A 16510-nucleotide genomic window follows, 5' to 3' on the forward strand; every position below is an offset into this window, starting at 1 on the left:
CCTTTAGATGACGAAAAATGCGATCGCCACAACAGAGAAAAACATACCCAAAAATGTCCTTTTTGCAAGCTCGACTGGGCTAACCATAGCAATACCTGCACAAACGATAGCTGCACCAGCGATCGGAGAAGCTGAACGTCCAAGTGAGCCAGCGATGGCTGCAGCCATACCAAGCTTATCTTGCTCAAAGCCAAGAGCAGCAGCATTTGTTGTGACAGCTTCGTTAAATGCAAATGTAGCAGCGTCGCCTGAGCCTGTGACTATACCCATGATAAATGGCACAAATGTTCCGCCAAATTTAACATAGCTTTGATCTGTTTTTAGCCACGCGATGACCACATCAACAGCTCCGCATGCCTTTAAGCCAGCGACAAAGACGCCAGCTGCGATGATGATACCGATAACATCAGCGTAAGCGTGACCCATGCCGTTAAAGAACTCTTTTGTGATCTTTTGTGGATTTGTAAGCGTAGCAAAGATAGCTATGATAGCACCAAGTATCATAGCTTCAGCAACGCCCATCTTTGTCCATGCCAAAAAGCTGTAGTCTTTTGCTAGGCTTGTTCCGCCAATAACCAAGATGACAAGTGGGACAAGTGGCATAAGAGCGTAGATCAAATTTACTTTAAACGCTGACTTCTCTTCGCTTGCAGCGCCATTTTCAAGAGTGAAATTTGTACCTTTTTGATAGTCTTTAAATAATATTGCGACGATAGTTAGCATGACAACTACGATAACAAGAGCTGTAAATGCGCTAGGAATTTGCACTTTTATGATGTCTTGAACTGTATATCCCTCAACTGTCTTTTTAACAAGATCGGCCACATATATGTTGTGCGCAGAGCCCGGGCTTAGTACTGAGCCAAATGTGCCTGCAAAAACAGCCGCACCAGCCATCGCAGGGCGAACGCCTGAAGCCATTAGAAGCGGTATAAGCGTCGCACCAACAGCAGCCGAGCAGCCAGCAGCTGAAGGGATAGCGATATTTATAAAGTAAGTTAGCACGGTTGTTACAGGGATCAAGATAAATCCCACGTTTTTAAGTGGCTTTGTAAGAAGCGCAACAAGGTGCTTATCGCACATTGTGTATTTCATAACAAAAGCAAAACCCATACTAGCACAAATAGCCTTTATAAGCCCTGCTTTAGTCATATAGTCAGTAAAAGCACTTAGTGCCCCCATCGGTTTTAGCGCGATTAAACAAAGCACCAAACCAACACCTATTAGCACTGTTCTTGTCTCTTTTTTTAAGACTAGAAGTGCTACAACTGCAACGATGCCAAGAATGGCAGCAATTAGCTTGAATGATTCCATACCTCTCTCCTTGTTTAGATTTTAAATTTAGTTCCAACTTCTATTTTTTCTATCTCTTTTTGATACTCAAATTTTAAAATTTCGCTGTGTCCTATGACCTCAGCCTCGCTATCCTCTATAAGCAAAGCCGTGCCCTCAGGCAGTGCGTAGATAGTCTCTTTTGGATTTGCTATCAAAAACTCCTCTAGCCTCTCCTCCCTGCTCTCGCCGTTATGACCTGCTAGTTTGCCACTTATAAAGTGCGGATTGATCTGATACGGGAAGATATTTAGGCTATCAAATGACTTTGGCATGATGATAGGCATATCATTTGTCGTCATCATCGTCTTGCCAGCGATATTTGCGCCAGCTGACCAGCCAAAGTATTGTGCGCCGTTTGCCACAGCTTCTTTTATAGGCTCAATCAAATTTAGCTTATAAAGCGTGTAAAGAAGCATAAAGGTGTTGCCGCCACCAACTGCGATACTGTTAGCGTTTTTGATAGCTGAAATTTTATCCTCGTAGTGGTGGATCGACTTTATATTTTTATTTTTTAGGCGGTCGATCACCTTTTGCTCGTATTCGTCATTACTTCGTCTAACTCCAGCGTAAGGGATAAATAAAATTTCCTCCTTACCGCTCTCACCCAAGAAGTCCTTAACCCAGTTTTTACAGTGTCTCAAGTAGCCAGTATCTTGGTAGCTTGAAGCGCTGATTAGTAAAGCATTTTTCATTTTTTAACTCCATTTAGTTTGTAAGCAGCCCTTAGATAGATATCAACCCCAGCGACCAAGCACTCCTCGTCAAAGTCAAATTTGCTGTTGTGATGTCCTGCTTTTAAATTTGTACCGATCATCATATATCCGCTCTTTGCGCCTCTATCTTGCAAAGCTCTCATGAAGTGAGCGAAGTCCTCGCAAGCGCCAAAGTCAAGCTCTTTAACGATCTTATCATCATCTATAAATGGGCTTTGTTTTGCCGCCTCATAGAAAATTTCAGTCACCTCTTTGTCGCTATTTGCCCCGCTTGTGCCTCCAGTCATCACGACTTTGCTTTTAACGCCGTAAATTTCACTCACGCCTTTTACGATATCCATGCATTTTTTATACATAAACTCATTTAAATTTGTATCCTCGCCCCTTGTTTCGCAGGCTAGATAGCCGTTTGGTGCTATGACGTTTCTGCCCTCGCCTGCTCTTAAAACACCTACATTTATCCTAGTCACACCCTTTGCGTGCCTTGTGATGCCATGCATATTTAGAGCCATTTGAGCAGCGGCTAAAAGGGCGTTTGCTCCATCCTCTGGAGCTCCTGCTGCGTGAGCTGAGCGGCCAGTGATATGCACGTCAAATTTAGAAGTTGCAAGCAGTTTGTTTGTGCCACAAACTATGCCCCCATTTGTTTCTGCTTGAAAGCCGATGTGTCCGCCAAGTAGGTACTCAACCCCATCAAGCACACCAGCAGCCTCCATAGCCACAGCGCCTCTTGTGCCCTCTTCTGCTGTTTGAAATATAAATTTAAATTTACCGTTAAACTCGTCTAAATTTTTAGCGATCAGCTTTGCAAGTGCTAGACCCATCGCCATGTGTCCATCGTGCCCACAAGCGTGCGTGATACCAGCGATATCTGAGCCAAAGCCCTCTTTGCAAGGTCTATGAGCAGCCTCTGCGCTCTCTGTCACATCAACGCTATCAATGTCAAATCTAAATGCGCTAAATTTACCAGGTCTTTTTGTGTCGATGAAGGCTGTCAGCCCAGTTAGGCCATCTTTCATGCATTCAAGGTATTTTGCCTCGTCAGGATTTAAAAGACTTTTTGCCCGCTCGATCGCCTTTTGGCACTGCTCTTTGCTGCCAACTCCAAGCCTTGCATCGCTCTTTACGACCTCTTCGCCAAGCTTCACCTCATATCCTAGCTCGCTAAGCCTTTTTGCTAAAACCGCAGTCGTAAAAAAGGTAAACCAGCCAGTTTCTGGGTGCGAGTGAAAGTATCTGCGATCTTTGATCATATCCTCTTTTAAAGATAGTGCTAAATTTGCTATTTTGTCCATGACTACTCCTCGTTTGAAAGTCTTATTAGTGCGTTTGTTAAAATTCTAGTTGCGGCTACTGCGTCTTTGAAATTTATCGCCTCTTTGGTGTTGTGGCTGATGCCATCCACGCAAGGGATAAAGAGCATGCCAACGCTACTTGCAAGCTTTGTTAAATTCATCGCATCATGCCCAGCCCCACTTGGCAAAGTAAGCGTTTTTACACCAAGTTTTTTGGCTTCATCTTCAAGTAAATTTATGGCGTGTTCGCTTAGTTTTACTGGCTCGTCGCTACTTAACTCTCTTATCTCGTAGCTAAATTTAAGCTCACGGCTTAGCTCACCCACAAAATTTCTAAGCTCTAAATTTAGCTCCTCTAAGCTAGCCTTGTCGATATCTCTTAGATCAACGCCAAGCCTTGCCTCACCTGGCACGACGTTTAAAACGCCTGGTTTTGCATGCGCGTAGCCAACGGTTGCGACAGCTGTTTTTTTGTTTTTAGCAAATTTATTGGCTGCGATTATGATGTGTGAGGCGGCAAGCAGGGCATCACTACGCATATTCATAGGAGTTGCACCGCTGTGATCAGCCTTGCCCTGTATAGTGATCTCAAATCTAATTGGAGCTGCAATCCCGCTTACCACGCCAACGCTTATACCGCTTCGCTCTAAGACTGGGCCTTGCTCGATGTGAAGCTCGAGGTAGGCGTGTAGGGAGTTTTCTTTTAGTAGGGTTTCGTCTAAATTTTGTGGGTGAAGTCCAGCCATGCTCATCGCCTCAAAAAGTGAAATTCCATCTTCATCTTTTAGCTCATGAAGCCTTTGCTCGCTTAGTTTGCCGCTTATTATCTTGCTGCCGATAGTCGCTGTCTTAAAGCGGCTTGACTCCTCACAGCTAAAATTTATAAGCCAAAGTGGGCGCTTTAGCTTGATGCCAGCCTCTTTTATCGCCATTAGCGATTCAAGTCCAGCCATAACGCCAAGTGTGCCGTCATAAAAGCCGCCATTTGGCACGCTATCTATGTGAGAGCCCACGCAAACTGGCTTAGCGTCCGCTTTGCAGCCCTCATCATAGATAGCATAGATGTTGCCGACATTGTCAATTTTAAGTTTAAAGCCATTTTTCTCTATCAAATTTATAAGAAATTCTCTTGCTTCAAGGTCCTCTTTGCTAAAGGCTAGCCTTGTTAGCCCGCCACCTTTTAGCGCTCCAAACTCGCTTATAGCGTTAAAATTTCTCTCAAATCTTTTAGCGTCTATCATCATAAATCCTTAAAATATAAAGCCAATCTTAAAAAGATTTATTACTTTAAGCATTTTACATTTTGTTTTATGATTTGAAGCTGAAAAAGTGTGAATTTTTAAATTTTATAAAGCTGAGTCTTGAGATCTTTGATGATAAATAGCAGTTTTTCTAAAATTTCTATCTTATTTGGGTTATCTGAGCCTTTTAAAATTTGCTGTTCGTTCTCATAAAAGGCGATTTGCATATTTAAAATAGCCTTTTGCAAAGTGGTTGCATCGGTGATCTCATGGATCTTTTCGTCCATTAAAATTTCTCTAACCATCTCCTCATCGCTCACGTCGTATCTATAAAGGATGGCGTTTAGATACTCAGGATGCTTTATAAAGTATCTAGCTCCAAGCTTTGAGAGTATCTCATCTCTGTAGTTTGGGTTATTTAGCATGGTTTTAAAAAGTGCAAACTCAAGCGGGTCTTTGTTCATCACAGCTGGCACCTCATCTACCATGACAGAGTTGCTAAATTCATCTTTATCTTTTTTTCTAAATTCTCTTTTAAATTTAGCTTCATTTTTTGGCTTCTGCTTTAGCCCAAACCTATCTGCTACGCTTTGTGGAGTTAGGTTAAATCTTGCCGCTACCTCGGTCACATACGAGCTTGCTATCTCCTCTCCAAGCTCGTCCATATAGGCTTTTATCTCGCTTAGGCAGTTATCTCTTTGCATTGAACGCGTGATGTCATACTTTTGCATGATCTTTTCTATATAAAATTTCACCGCGTCCTCGCCTGAGCCAAAGAGCTCACTAAGCTCCTTTATCTTGCCTGCAAAGACCATATCAGCAGGATCCGCGCCGTTACTTATGATGACTACTTTTGTATCTATCTTATTTATACTTAGCAGGTGAGCTGACTTTATGGCTGCATTTATGCCAGCGCCATCTCCGTCAAAGCAAAGCACCACGCTTATCTCGCCTCTTTTTAAAAGTGGCAAGTGGCTTGTAGTAAGTGCTGTGCCAAGCACCGCAACAGCGTTTGTAAAGCCAGCGTAGTGAAGCATGATGACGTCAAGGTAGCCCTCTGTTATGATGATCTGCTTTTTCTCAAATATACTTTGCCTAGCTAGGTGGTAGCCATAGAGCAGCTTTGACTTATCAAATACCGAGCTTTGAGGCGAATTTACATATTTTGCAGGGTGATCTGAGATCGTTCTACCGCCAAAACCAACTAGCCTTGTCGTGTGCGAGTAGATAGGAAATGTTATGCGATCAATAAAACTAGCATAAATTCCCTTTTCATTTTGCTTTACGATACCAACTTCAAGCGCCTCTTTGGGCTCGATATTCTCATTTTGCAAAAGCCTAATGGTGCTTTTACTATCCCCAGCCCAGCCAAGCTCAAATTTCTCTATCATAGCGTCATTTATGCCGCGCGACTTGATATATCTAACGGCCGCTTCGTTTTTGTAAAACTCACTTCTATAAAAGGCATTTGCCTTTTCTAAAATGTGCTTATTTTCTTTTTGCGTTGGCACCTTGTCGTTTGTATATTCAAGGCTAAAATTTGAAATTTGAGCGATCTTTTCTATCGCCTCAGGGTAGGTTAGCTTTTCATAATCCATCACAAATTTAACCGCATCTCCGCCAGCTTTGCAGGCAAAACAGTGATACATCTGCTTGTTTTGATTTATGCTCATGCTCGGGTTTTTGTCGTCATGAAACGGACAGACGCACTTGTAGCTTGAGCCCATCTTTTTAACTGGGATATACTGCTCAATGATATTAACAATGTCTATTTGGTTTTTTAATTTTTCAATGGATTTTGGATCTATCATAAGCAAAATTATACAACTGCTTTGTTATAATTAAAGTAAAATTTTATTACAAAGTGTTAGCGTGGATATTTTTTTCATTGGACACAGAGATCCGATATTTAGCCTTATTATTTTATTTAGTATCATCTTGATGATCGCTGCTTTAAGCTATGCTTGGGGTATATTTTCAAGTAAAGATGAGAAAAAACGTATCGAAAAATTTATAAAGAAATTTGACAGCAAAGATGGCATAAGCGACGAGCACAAACAGATGCTAAAAAGCCCAGAAGTAGATATACCAAGCCTTAGCATGCTAGGTCAGACCTTTGCTAAAAATGGCGACTTTGAAAAATCGATCGGCGTCTATCTCATCGCACTTGAAAAGGTAAAAGATAAAAACGAGAAGGAATTTATCCTAAACGAGCTTGGAGAGGTCTATTTTAAGGCTGGATTTTTAAAAAAAGCTGGCGAAGTCTTTGAAAAAGCGCTTGAGCTAAGCCCTAGAAATGTCCTCGCACTTCGCTTTTTAACGATGATAGATGAGAAGCTTAAAAACTACAAAGAAGCCCTTTATGCGCTAAATTCTCTTGAAGAGCTAGGGACAAATGTGAAAGATCAAAAGGCCTATATAAAGGCGATCAGCACGCTTGATGATAGAAATTTAAGCTTTAGCGAAAAGGTAGAAATCCTCTCACATCTTAGCCAAAATTTTGAGCTTTTAAAACGCATGATCTTAGCCCTTTTCATAAGACACAATGAAAATTTAGAAAATTTAAAAGATTTTGCCAAATTTGAAGATGTGCTAGACCTACTTTACAACCTAAAAACACCTATAAATTTAGACGATGCAAAATACAAATCCCTTTTTTACGCAAAGGGCGATATAGAAGGTCCATGTGAAATTTACGGCTTTGAGCTAAATGTCATAAAAAGGCTAAAAGACGCTAAATTTGACGCAGCAGGACTAAGCTTTAACTACGTTTGCAAAAACTGCAAAAACTCATTTCCTATGCACTTTTACCGCTGTCCGGTCTGTCACGAACTAGGTAGTGTCAAAATTTTATCCCACATCACAGAAAAAGCAAGTGAAGATAGTAACACTTTTTAGTGACGGCTCGTGCCTTGGAAACCCTGGAGCTGGCGGCTGGGCGTATATATTGAGATTTAATGAAGCGCAGAAAAAAGCAAGTGGCGGCGAGGCATATACGACAAATAACCAAATGGAGCTAAAAGCTGCGATAATGGGGCTAAAAGCGCTAAAAGAGCCCTGCGAAGTAAGGCTTTTTACCGATAGTTCATACGTGGTAAATAGCATAAATGAGTGGCTTACAAACTGGCAAAAGAGAAATTTCAAAAATGTAAAAAATGTCGAGCTTTGGCAGGAGTATTTAGAGATTTCAAAGCCCCATAAAGTCGTGGCTAGCTGGGTTAAAGGGCATGCTGGACACCCTGAAAACGAGGAGTGCGACCAGATGGCAAGAGACGAGGCATTAAAAATAAAAGATGAGAATAAGATATGAAAAATTTAGAAGAATTTGAACGTAATCTTGGCTATAAATTTAAAAAATCTGAGCTTTTAGAAGAGGCGCTAACGCATAAAAGCACTAAGCAGGCGATAAACAACGAGAGGCTTGAGTTTTTGGGCGATGCGGTGATGGATCTGCTCGTGGCTGAGTATCTTTTTAAGAAATTTAGCAAGATCGCAGAGGGCGACATGAGCAAACTTCGTGCCGCACTTGTCAATGAAAAAAGCTTTGCAAATATGTCTAGGCGGTTAAATATGGGCGAGTTTTTAAGGCTTAGCCAAGCTGAAGAAAACAACGGCGGTAGAGAGAAAGATAGTATTTTAAGTGACGCATTTGAAGCAGTGATGGGCGCTATCTACCTTGAGGCTGGACTTGATAAAGTGCGAGAAATTTCTATTAGCCTGCTTGAGCTTTGCTATCCGCAGATCGACTTTGCGCACCTTGAAAAGGACTACAAAACCGCCCTTCAAGAGGTCACTCAAGCAACCCTTGGCGTCATACCAACATACGAGCTCATAGGCTCTTTTGGCCCTGATCATAAGAAAGAATTTGAGATAGCCTTGCTGCTAAATGGCAAAGAAATTTCACGTGCCGTTGGAAGCTCGAAAAAGCAAGCCCAACAGCTCGCAGCAAAAATTGCACTAGAAAAAATCAAAAAATAGGATAAATTTTGAATACATTTGGCAAAAAACTAACCTTAACTAGCTTTGGCGAGAGCCATGGAGTGGCGATCGGTGGCGTGATAGATGGCCTACCTGCTGGGCTAAAGATCGATACAGACTTCATCCAAAGCGAGCTTGACAAGCGTCGCCCTGGACAAAGTAGCTTCACAACGGCAAGAGATGAGGCTGATAAGATAGAAATTTTTAGCGGCGTTTTTGACGGCACGAGCACTGGGGCGCCGATAGGTTTTGCCATTTTTAACAACAACCAAAAGTCAAATGACTATGAAAATTTACGTGAAATTTTCCGCCCTGGGCACGCTGATCTTACATATTTTAAAAAATATGGCATTAGAGATCACAGAGGTGGCGGGCGTGCAAGTGCGAGAGAGACGGCAGTTAGGGTCGCTGGTGGGGCATTTGCACAGCTACTTTTAAATGAATTTAAGATCGAGGTTTTAAGTGGCGTGCTTGGCATTGGCAAGGCGATTAGCGACAAGATTGATTTTGATTTTGCCCAAAATTCGCAAATTTACGCCCTTGGCAACGAAGAGGCGATGAAAGAGGCAGTAAATAAAGCTAGAAGCGAGCACGATAGCGTCGGAGCTGTGGTTTTAAGCGTGGCTAAAGGCGTGCCAGCTGGTCTTGGCGAGCCACTTTACGATAGGCTTGATAGTGCTTTGGCGGCGGCCTTAATGGGCATAAACGGAGTAAAAGCCGTAGAGATCGGCGCTGGCGTAAATGTAAGCTCTATGCTTGGCTCAGCAAACAACGACGAGATGGACGAGCTTGGCTTTTTAAGCAACAACGCTGGTGGCATACTTGGGGGTATAAGCAGTGGCGCCCAGATCGTGCTAAAGAGCCATTTTAAGCCAACGCCTTCGATATTTAAAGAGCAAAAGACGCTAAATTTAAAGGGCGAGGCGGTGGATTTTGAGCTAAGAGGCAGGCATGATCCTTGCATAGGCATACGTGGCAGCGTCGTAGCAACCGCGATGATAAGGCTAGTGCTAGCTGATATGCTCCTACTAAATGCAAGCACAAAGCTTGAAAATTTAAAGAAAATTTACAGCCAAATTTGACTTAGCCACAAAGCGAGGGCTAAATTTCTATAAATTCTACAAAGATTGCAAATTTTTGGTTTAGAAAACGCAGCGACTAGCTTGATCTCACCTTTATATTTTTCTAAATTTCCTAAGACCCTGCGTCTGTAGTTGCTTTGAGTGGTGCCAGATATGTCTTTGTCGTGAGTTAGGACATTGACGCAGCCATGCTTGCAAAGGCTCTTTTGCTTAGCACTTCAGGGTCGTAACATGCACCTTCGCAGATGGCAATGACGTGCTTTGGGATGATGAGTAGCAAGCGTGCCAACTAAAATTTCACCCCTGTCGTTAAATACTCTCACCACGTCGCCAGTTGAGACGCCCTTTGCTTTGGCGTCATTTACATTTATTAGTATCGGCTCTCTTACACTCAGCTTGGCATAGTTTCTGATCACGGAGTTATTTTGGTATCTTTAGCGCGTGGTCTTTGCACTCAAATTTAGCCTTTTTCTAAAAGATTTTTATTAAATTTTTAAGCCATTTCAAACAAAATTTGCAAACTAACTTTTACCAAATTTCATCTATAATCCTCTCATGAAAAATGAAAATCCAAAGAGCAAAATTTACGCCGTTATCGACCTAAAGTCCTTTTACGCCTCGGTTGAGTGCGTAGAGCGCGGGCTTGATCCATTTAAGGCTGATCTGGTCGTGGCTGACGCTAGTCGTGGCAGTGGCGGCATCTGCTTAGCTGTTAGCCCTGCGCTTCGTGCAAAAGGGGTGAAAAACCGCTGCAGGCTCTTTGAGATACCAAGAGATATCAAATTTATCATCGCGCCGCCTAGGATGCAGTTTTACATAGACTACGCCGCAAGGATCTATGAAATTTATCTAAAATATGTCTCCAAAGAGGACATCTACGTCTATTCGATCGATGAGTGCTTTATCGACCTCACTTCTTATTTGAAATTTTACGCTCTTGGCGCAAAAGAGATGGCAAAGATGATGATGGATGAGATCTTAAAAACGACTGGCGTGACGGCGACTTGTGGCATGGGGACAAATTTATACCTCGCAAAGATCGCGCTTGATATACTAGCAAAGCACCAAGATGACGGCATCGCCTATCTTGACGAAGAGCTTTATAAAAAGCAGCTCTGGACGCATCAGCCGCTAAGTGACTTTTGGCGTATCGGTAAGCAAACTAGGCTAAAGCTCGAAAAATGCGGCATCTTTTGCATGAAAGATATCGCAAATGCGCCAAAAAGTCTGCTTGAAAAAATTTTTGGCGTCGATGCCTACATCACGATAGATCACGCTAACGGCATAGAGCCAACGACGATAGCTGAGATAAAGGCGTATAAACCAAGTACAAAGTCCTACTTTAGCTCGGAAATTTTGCCTAGAGACTACGAGCGCTGCGAGGCAGTGATCGTGCTAAAAGAGATGGCTGACAGGCTCGCTCTTAGGCTCATAAACAAAGATGTGAGGGCGAGTGGGCTAACGATAAACGTGAGATTTGCCGATAAGCTTGAGCCGCAGCAACGTGCAAGCGTGAGATTTAAAACACCAACAAATGTCTCAAGCGTCCTGATGAGTGCGGCTGAGGAGCTACTTTTAAACAAGATAAAAAATGTCGGGCTAATCAGGCAAATAGGCATATCTGCAAACGATGTGGTAAAAGAAAATTTGGTTGAGTTTAGCCTATTTGAAGATGACGCTAAAGAAAAGGCGGTGCTAAAGTCGCTAAATTTGATAAAAGAGAAATTTGGTAAAAACTCGATCCTGCGCGCGATCGACCTGCTACCAGAAGCGACTGGGCAAGATAGAAACAAAAAGATCGGAGGGCACAAGAGCGGTGAGTAAAGATAGGGCGAAAATTTTTAGCTCGTTTAATCCTCTCTCAACATTAGAGAGAGCCTTGCGCCAAAAAGAGCGAGAAAAATGCGAAAAACTAGAGCTTGATGAGAGCAAGGTCGATGAAATTTTAAAAAAATTAAGCGAGATAAAGATAGCTGACGAAGTGCGTGTGAGCTACCACAACGGCTTTACTTACGTAAAAACTAGCGGCCTAGTCTCAGATGTAAATTTCAAAGATAAAACCCTCATGGTCGTAAAAACTAGGATCAAATTTGAGGATATAAATAGGATAGAGATCGTTAAAAAATTTGTAGTATAAAAACTAAATGAGCGTTTTTGGCTTCTCCCAAGGCTCGATATCGCCGTCTATCTTCGTAAAAATGGTAGAAATTTCTATATTTTTTACATTTAAATTTTCTTTGTATTTTTTTAAATCTCTTTGCTTTAATTTTTCTTGCAAAAAGCTAAATTCATACTCGATTTGACCTCTAGTAACGGCGATCTTGGATAAATTTTCTGCGTTAAATTTTCCAACTTTTGCAACATCAAATTTATATCCACGAGCGCTAGCCTCTTTATAAACTTCCAAAAGATAGGCGTTTATGGCATCGATAGAGTTTTGATGAGTGTAAAATCTAATTAATTGTGGGTGGTTTTTATAGCCTTTTGTCAGCCCTTCTAAAACATTTTTAGCCAGCAAAGCCTCTCTCCACAGAGCCACAAGACCCTTTACGTCAAGATATTTAAAATTTATCGTCCAGAGTCTCATTTTTACCTTATTTATATAATTAAAAATATTAGTTACCCTTTGCTATCTATGGTTTTTGTTTTACTAAGTCAAAAAGTCAACTAAAAAGTTCTGATAATAATAGTTTGCTATTATTGTAATAGTTTGTGATTTTATGCATAAAGGCTTTAAAATAACGTTAAAATCGTAGCTCAATGTTTGCAAAAGTTGATAAAAGTTTGTGATTGTTTGTAAATAGTGGCTACCAAATTTTAAAAATTTAATCCTTCCAAAGCCACCATTTTAGCTTGGTTTTATCTGGGTGCGGAGTATTTGCGTAATAACAAACCATGCGGTAAACATAGAGGATGCACCTATCACTGCCGCGACCAAGCGCCTTTGTGCGTTCAAACATCTCCTCAGGGTTCGCGCCCTTTAGCGAAGCGATATCCTTGTAGCCAAGTGCTAGTAGATCAGCTTCGGTCGCCTTGCCGACATAGGGGATTTTCTTAAAATCGCTCAAAATTTACCTCAAATTTTTTTAAATTCCACCAAACTCGCCGCAATGAAATTTTAAATTTAATTCCCGCGCGCTACAAAGCTTGCTAAATTTCATCTTGCTATTGCTTTCAGTCGTCGTCCAAACCATGATCACGCAATGATTTAATTAAAATTTATTACGCGAAAAGCCATGCTTAAAATGATTTTAGATCAAATTTTATGCAAGTTAGGGCGCTAAATTTGCTCCAAAATGCGTTCGCAAATTTCTCTTGGGTTTGTGTTTTCGTAGATCGGCCTGCCAACGACAATAAAGTCGCTGCCCTCTTGCTTTGCGCTAACTAAATTTGCAACCCTCTTTTGATCGCCAGCACTCTCGCCAAAAGGCCTAACTCCAGGGCAAAGCGTGATGAAATTTTGATCTGTTACATCTTTTATGAGTTTGCTTTCAAAGACCGAGCAGACCATGCCATCAAGCCCCGCTTCAAAGCTCATCTGGCTAAATTTCCTAACCGAGCGAGATAGCGTATCGTTATAAACCGCTTCAAATTCGCTCTCGTTAAAGCTAGTAAGTGCTGATACAGCAAGCACCAAAGGGCGATTTTGCAGCAAACTAAGACGCTCCATCACAGTTTTCATCGCACGTACGCCAGCGCTTGCATGCAAATTTATCATATCCACGCCTATCTTTGAGATGACCTCAGCAGCGTCTGCCATGGTGTTTGGGATGTCATAGAGCTTTAGATCGAGGAAAATTTTAAACTCCCCTGCCCCTTTTAGCTCCTCTATAAATTTAGCTCCGTCTCTAAGATAACTTCTAAGCCCCACTTTTAGCCAAAGATCAAGCCCTTTTAGCTCACGCACGAGGGCTAAATTTTCATCCTTGCTCGCCATATCAAGAGCGACGCAGAGCTTCATAGATCGCCCTTTATCTTATCTAGCACGCCGTTTATAAATTTTGGCGCCTGATCGCTTCCAAGCTCCTTTGCAAGCTCGATCGCCTCGTTTATGATGACAGCTTTATCAGTCTGGCTAAATTTCATCTCATAAAGCCCAAGTCTAAGGATAGCAAGCTCTGTTGCGCCAACCTTGCTAAAGTCGCCATCTTTTAGGTGTGGCTTTAAAATTTCATCTAGTTTTTCTTTGTTTGCAAGCACCTCTTTAAAGGTCTGCTGCGCCTCATTTTTGCGCTCATTTCTTATCTTTTTCTCTTCTAAAAATTCCTCTTCAAACTCCGTAGTTACGGGGTTTATCTCGTTTGAGTAAAGTAGCGAAACTATGGCTTGTCTGACCTGATGACGTGTGGCCATTTTACTCTCCTAGCTTTTTGTATAAATTTAGCATCTCTATAACGCCTGTCATCGCTTCGAAGCCCTTGTTTCCAGCCTTGCTGCCAGCTCGCTCGATCGCTTGCTCGATGTTATCTACCGTTAGCACGCCAAATGTGACTGGTTTTGCGTATTTTAGTGTCACGTTTGCGATGCCTTTGGTAGTCTCTGCACTTACGTAGTCAAAGTGTGGGGTTGAGCCTCTTATCACCGCTCCCACGCAGCAAACCGCGTCAAATTTACCGCTTGCAAGCACCTTTTCAAGCGCCATAGGTATCTCAAATGCGCCAGGGACTAGCACTAAAGTTAAATTTTTCTCATCGCCGCCGTGGCGTAAAAATGCATCTTTTGCGCCCTCTACCAAGCGGTCTGTGATGATGTGGTTAAACCTTGCGTTTATGATCGCTATCTTTTCGTTGCCTTTTAGGGCTAAATTTCCCTCGATTATTTTCATATTTGCTCCTTTATTTTTTATGCAAGTTTAGCAAAAGCTTGTTTAAAAATAGACCCTTCGTCAAACTATCTTTAGCATGATGACGCTAAAGATGATGAGCGCCAAAAACAAGGCTTTTTTAAAATTTATCTTCTCACCTTCAAAAACTACGCCAACCACGACTGCTCCGATCGCTCCGATGCCTGTCCAGATCGCATAGGCCACCGACATAGCGATAGTTTGCATCGCATAGCTAAGTAGCGTTAAAGAAAGGGCGAAATTTCCAAGCAAAAGGATGAAATTTGCCCACTTTTTTACGCCTGTGCTTTTTGAAAATTTCGTGATAAAAAAGACGCCAGAGACCTCACAACATCCAGCTAGTAAAAGCGCTAGAAAATGGATCATTCTTTTATGCCTTTTAGCCCAAGCACGCCCAAAATGAGCGTCGCTATGAAAAATAGCCTAATGAAATTTGGCATGATCCCACTTGCCACGTAGTCACTAACGATCTCAACTATCACGATAAAAACCGTTCCAAAGCCCACAAATACTGCATAAGAGATACTTACGGGCAGATACTTTAAAGCCTTCATAAACGAGACAAAACTTATGCTCACTAGCAGTGTAGTAAGCAAAAATTCACTTAAATTTGACGCGTGCTTTAGCCCATACGCCCAGCCACACTCAGCCACCGCACCAAGAAATATCCACAAAAAGCCTCTATTTGACATAAATTTACTTCATCTCTTTTATGGTGCTAACGATCTCTTTTACATTTGCGCTAATCGCCTTATTTTCAAGGCTATCATCGTTATTTTGTCCAACTAACCCCTTTAAATTTCCAAAGACCCCAGGGTTAAACCTTAGCTCACTAGAGCTATAATGCCTTAAAACTTCGCCATTTCTAACGACTTCTACCTCGTAAGTAAGGTAGATATTGCCCATTCTGTCGCTTTTAGCAAAGGTCGCCTCGCCTATAAATTCCCTGCGGTGAGTTATCTTTATCTTTAGCTCGTCGCTCGAGTTAGGATCGAGCAAATTTTCTTTTGTAAGCGCCTCAGTGATTTGCTTGTTATACTTTTTCTCGATCATCTTTGGGCTTTGATAGAAAAATTTTGTCGGCTCATGTCGCTAGCTAATGCCCTCAAATTTATACTTGCCAGCAAGTGGCACCTTTGGCTGAGATGAGCCACAACCTACTAAAAATAACACTCCTAAAAGTAGCGCTAAAATCCTTTTCATCTCTCTCCTTAGTTTAAAAATTTAAAATTTCCTCTATCTTTAGCGTGTCACTTACGACCTTTTCAAGCTCGTCTAAATTTAGCATATTTGGTCCGTCACATAGCGCTTCGCAAGGGTTTATGTGCGTCTCATAGAAAAATCCATCTACCCCAACGCTAGCTGCTGCTCTTGCAAGATACGGCACAAACCTAGCATCTCCGCCGCTTTTTTCGCCAAGTGCGCTTGGCATCTGCACGCTGTGGGTCGCGTCAAAAATGACTGGCGCAAATTCTCTCATCATCACCAAATTTCTCATATCAACGACTAAATTTCCATATCCAAATGTGCTTCCACGCTCCGTTAGCCAGACGCCATTTGCCTTTGCGACCTCGTATCCATCGCTGCTCACACCTCTTGTTTCAAGCACCTTTTTAACAGAGTGCTTCATAGCTGAAGCTGCTAAAAACTGCCCTTTTTTGATATTTACGACCGCTTTTGTCTTTGCAGCTGCTACTAGAAGGTCGGTTTGGCGGCACAAAAATGCAGGGATCTGCAGCACATCAGCCACTTCGCCAACGGGCGCTGCTTGATAGCTCTCGTGGATATCGGTTAAAATTTTAAAGCCAAATTCTTTTTTCACCTCAGCTAAAATTTCACAACCCTTCTCTAACCCAGGTCCACGAAATGAGCTAATACTCGTGCGATTTGCCTTGTCAAAGCTAGACTTAAAGTAAAAGTCAAGCTTTGGATTTTCATTAAATTTAACTAGCCTTTTTGCCACTTCAAAAACAAGCTCTTTGCTCTCTATCACGCAAGGTCCAGCGATTAATATCATATTTTC

Annotated in this window: 20 protein-coding genes and 1 pseudogene; 6 read left to right on the forward strand and 15 right to left on the reverse strand. The window is 41.9% G+C overall.

The window, feature by feature from the left end; genetic code table 11:
• Positions 1-3: 3 nt before the first annotated feature.
• The 5 genes from dcuC to dnaG all read right to left on the reverse strand — a co-directional run bounded on the left by dcuC (position 4) and on the right by dnaG (position 6395).
• Entirely contained in the window at positions 4-1314 is a 1311-nt protein-coding gene (dcuC, locus tag CVT14_RS02410; protein ID WP_107849613.1) for a C4-dicarboxylate transporter DcuC, read from the reverse strand.
• A gap of 14 nt (positions 1315-1328) precedes the next feature.
• Complete coding sequence (pepE, locus tag CVT14_RS02415) at positions 1329-2027, reverse strand: dipeptidase PepE (RefSeq protein ID WP_107849614.1); 699 nt, start codon at positions 2025-2027, stop codon at positions 1329-1331.
• Positions 2024-3343, reverse strand: a complete 1320-nt coding sequence (locus CVT14_RS02420) for an amidohydrolase (protein ID WP_107849615.1) — start codon at positions 3341-3343, stop codon at positions 2024-2026. The genes pepE and CVT14_RS02420 overlap by 4 nt, the downstream gene beginning before the upstream one ends.
• A 2-nt stretch (positions 3344-3345) precedes the next feature.
• Positions 3346-4584, reverse strand: a complete 1239-nt coding sequence (locus CVT14_RS02425) for a M20 family metallo-hydrolase (protein ID WP_107849616.1) — start codon at positions 4582-4584, stop codon at positions 3346-3348.
• Between the two features lie 98 nt (positions 4585-4682).
• Positions 4683-6395 (reverse strand): DNA primase, encoded by a 1713-nt coding sequence (gene dnaG / locus CVT14_RS02430; protein WP_199907318.1) that lies wholly within the window; start codon positions 6393-6395, stop codon positions 4683-4685.
• A gap of 61 nt (positions 6396-6456) precedes the next feature.
• On the opposite strand from dnaG, the gene CVT14_RS02435 reads away from it, so the two are divergent.
• Genes CVT14_RS02435 through aroC form a run of 4 tightly spaced genes read left to right on the forward strand, consistent with a single transcriptional unit; the run spans position 6457 to position 9644 of the window.
• Entirely contained in the window at positions 6457-7482 is a 1026-nt protein-coding gene (locus CVT14_RS02435; protein ID WP_021089914.1) for a tetratricopeptide repeat protein, read from the forward strand.
• Positions 7460-7894 (forward strand): ribonuclease HI, encoded by a 435-nt coding sequence (gene rnhA / locus CVT14_RS02440; protein WP_021089915.1) that lies wholly within the window; start codon positions 7460-7462, stop codon positions 7892-7894. The genes CVT14_RS02435 and rnhA overlap by 23 nt, the downstream gene beginning before the upstream one ends.
• Positions 7891-8562, forward strand: a complete 672-nt coding sequence (gene rnc / locus CVT14_RS02445) for a ribonuclease III (protein ID WP_107849618.1) — start codon at positions 7891-7893, stop codon at positions 8560-8562. Before rnhA ends, rnc begins: the two co-directional genes overlap by 4 nt.
• An 8-nt stretch (positions 8563-8570) precedes the next feature.
• Complete coding sequence (aroC, locus tag CVT14_RS02450) at positions 8571-9644, forward strand: chorismate synthase (RefSeq protein ID WP_107849619.1); 1074 nt, start codon at positions 8571-8573, stop codon at positions 9642-9644.
• Positions 9645-9964: 320 nt separating this feature from the next.
• Here the strand turns inward: aroC and CVT14_RS10790 are convergent.
• Positions 9965-10060: pseudogene (locus CVT14_RS10790) on the reverse strand (hypothetical protein); the annotation flags it as partial.
• Between the two features lie 139 nt (positions 10061-10199).
• Here CVT14_RS10790 and CVT14_RS02460 point away from each other — a divergent pair.
• Positions 10200-11468 carry a DNA repair protein gene (locus CVT14_RS02460; protein ID WP_107849620.1) on the forward strand — a complete coding sequence of 423 codons (1269 nt, stop codon included), beginning with the start codon at positions 10200-10202 and terminating at the stop codon, positions 11466-11468.
• A complete protein-coding gene (locus tag CVT14_RS02465; protein ID WP_107849621.1) occupies positions 11461-11781 on the forward strand; it encodes a YolD-like family protein in 321 nt (106 codons plus the stop codon). The genes CVT14_RS02460 and CVT14_RS02465 overlap by 8 nt, the downstream gene beginning before the upstream one ends.
• Before the next feature lie 3 nt (positions 11782-11784).
• Here the strand turns inward: CVT14_RS02465 and CVT14_RS02470 are convergent, their stop codons facing one another.
• From CVT14_RS02470 to kdsA, 9 genes are all read right to left on the reverse strand, one after another.
• A complete protein-coding gene (locus CVT14_RS02470; RefSeq protein WP_107849622.1) occupies positions 11785-12231 on the reverse strand; it encodes a pyrimidine dimer DNA glycosylase/endonuclease V in 447 nt (148 codons plus the stop codon).
• Positions 12232-12469: 238 nt separating this feature from the next.
• The gene (locus tag CVT14_RS02475) at positions 12470-12712 is read right to left on the reverse strand and encodes a helix-hairpin-helix domain-containing protein (protein WP_021089358.1); all 243 of its coding nucleotides are present in this window, start codon (positions 12710-12712) and stop codon (positions 12470-12472) included.
• Positions 12713-12924: 212 nt separating this feature from the next.
• Positions 12925-13605 (reverse strand): orotidine-5'-phosphate decarboxylase, encoded by a 681-nt coding sequence (gene pyrF, locus CVT14_RS02480; protein ID WP_021089379.1) that lies wholly within the window; start codon positions 13603-13605, stop codon positions 12925-12927.
• Positions 13602-13997 (reverse strand): transcription antitermination factor NusB, encoded by a 396-nt coding sequence (gene nusB / locus CVT14_RS02485; RefSeq protein WP_021089355.1) that lies wholly within the window; start codon positions 13995-13997, stop codon positions 13602-13604. The genes pyrF and nusB overlap by 4 nt, the downstream gene beginning before the upstream one ends.
• Position 13998: 1 nt before the next feature.
• Positions 13999-14469 carry a 6,7-dimethyl-8-ribityllumazine synthase gene (gene ribH / locus CVT14_RS02490; protein ID WP_004317743.1) on the reverse strand — a complete coding sequence of 157 codons (471 nt, stop codon included), beginning with the start codon at positions 14467-14469 and terminating at the stop codon, positions 13999-14001.
• Positions 14470-14529: 60 nt separating this feature from the next.
• Positions 14530-14853, reverse strand: a complete 324-nt coding sequence (locus tag CVT14_RS02495; protein WP_004317710.1) for a DMT family transporter — start codon at positions 14851-14853, stop codon at positions 14530-14532.
• The gene (locus CVT14_RS02500) at positions 14850-15179 is read right to left on the reverse strand and encodes a DMT family transporter (RefSeq protein WP_021089399.1); all 330 of its coding nucleotides are present in this window, start codon (positions 15177-15179) and stop codon (positions 14850-14852) included. The genes CVT14_RS02495 and CVT14_RS02500 overlap by 4 nt, the downstream gene beginning before the upstream one ends.
• Positions 15180-15183: 4 nt before the next feature.
• On the reverse strand, positions 15184-15540 hold the full coding sequence (locus CVT14_RS02505) for a hypothetical protein (protein ID WP_021089383.1): 357 nt from the start codon (positions 15538-15540) through the stop codon (positions 15184-15186).
• A 163-nt stretch (positions 15541-15703) separates the two neighbouring features.
• On the reverse strand, positions 15704-16504 hold the full coding sequence (gene kdsA, locus CVT14_RS02510) for a 3-deoxy-8-phosphooctulonate synthase (protein WP_021089360.1): 801 nt from the start codon (positions 16502-16504) through the stop codon (positions 15704-15706).
• Positions 16505-16510 lie beyond the last annotated feature (6 nt).

Source organism: Campylobacter concisus (assembly GCF_003048445.1).
Taxonomy (GTDB): Bacteria; Campylobacterota; Campylobacteria; order Campylobacterales; family Campylobacteraceae; genus Campylobacter_A; species Campylobacter_A concisus_BF.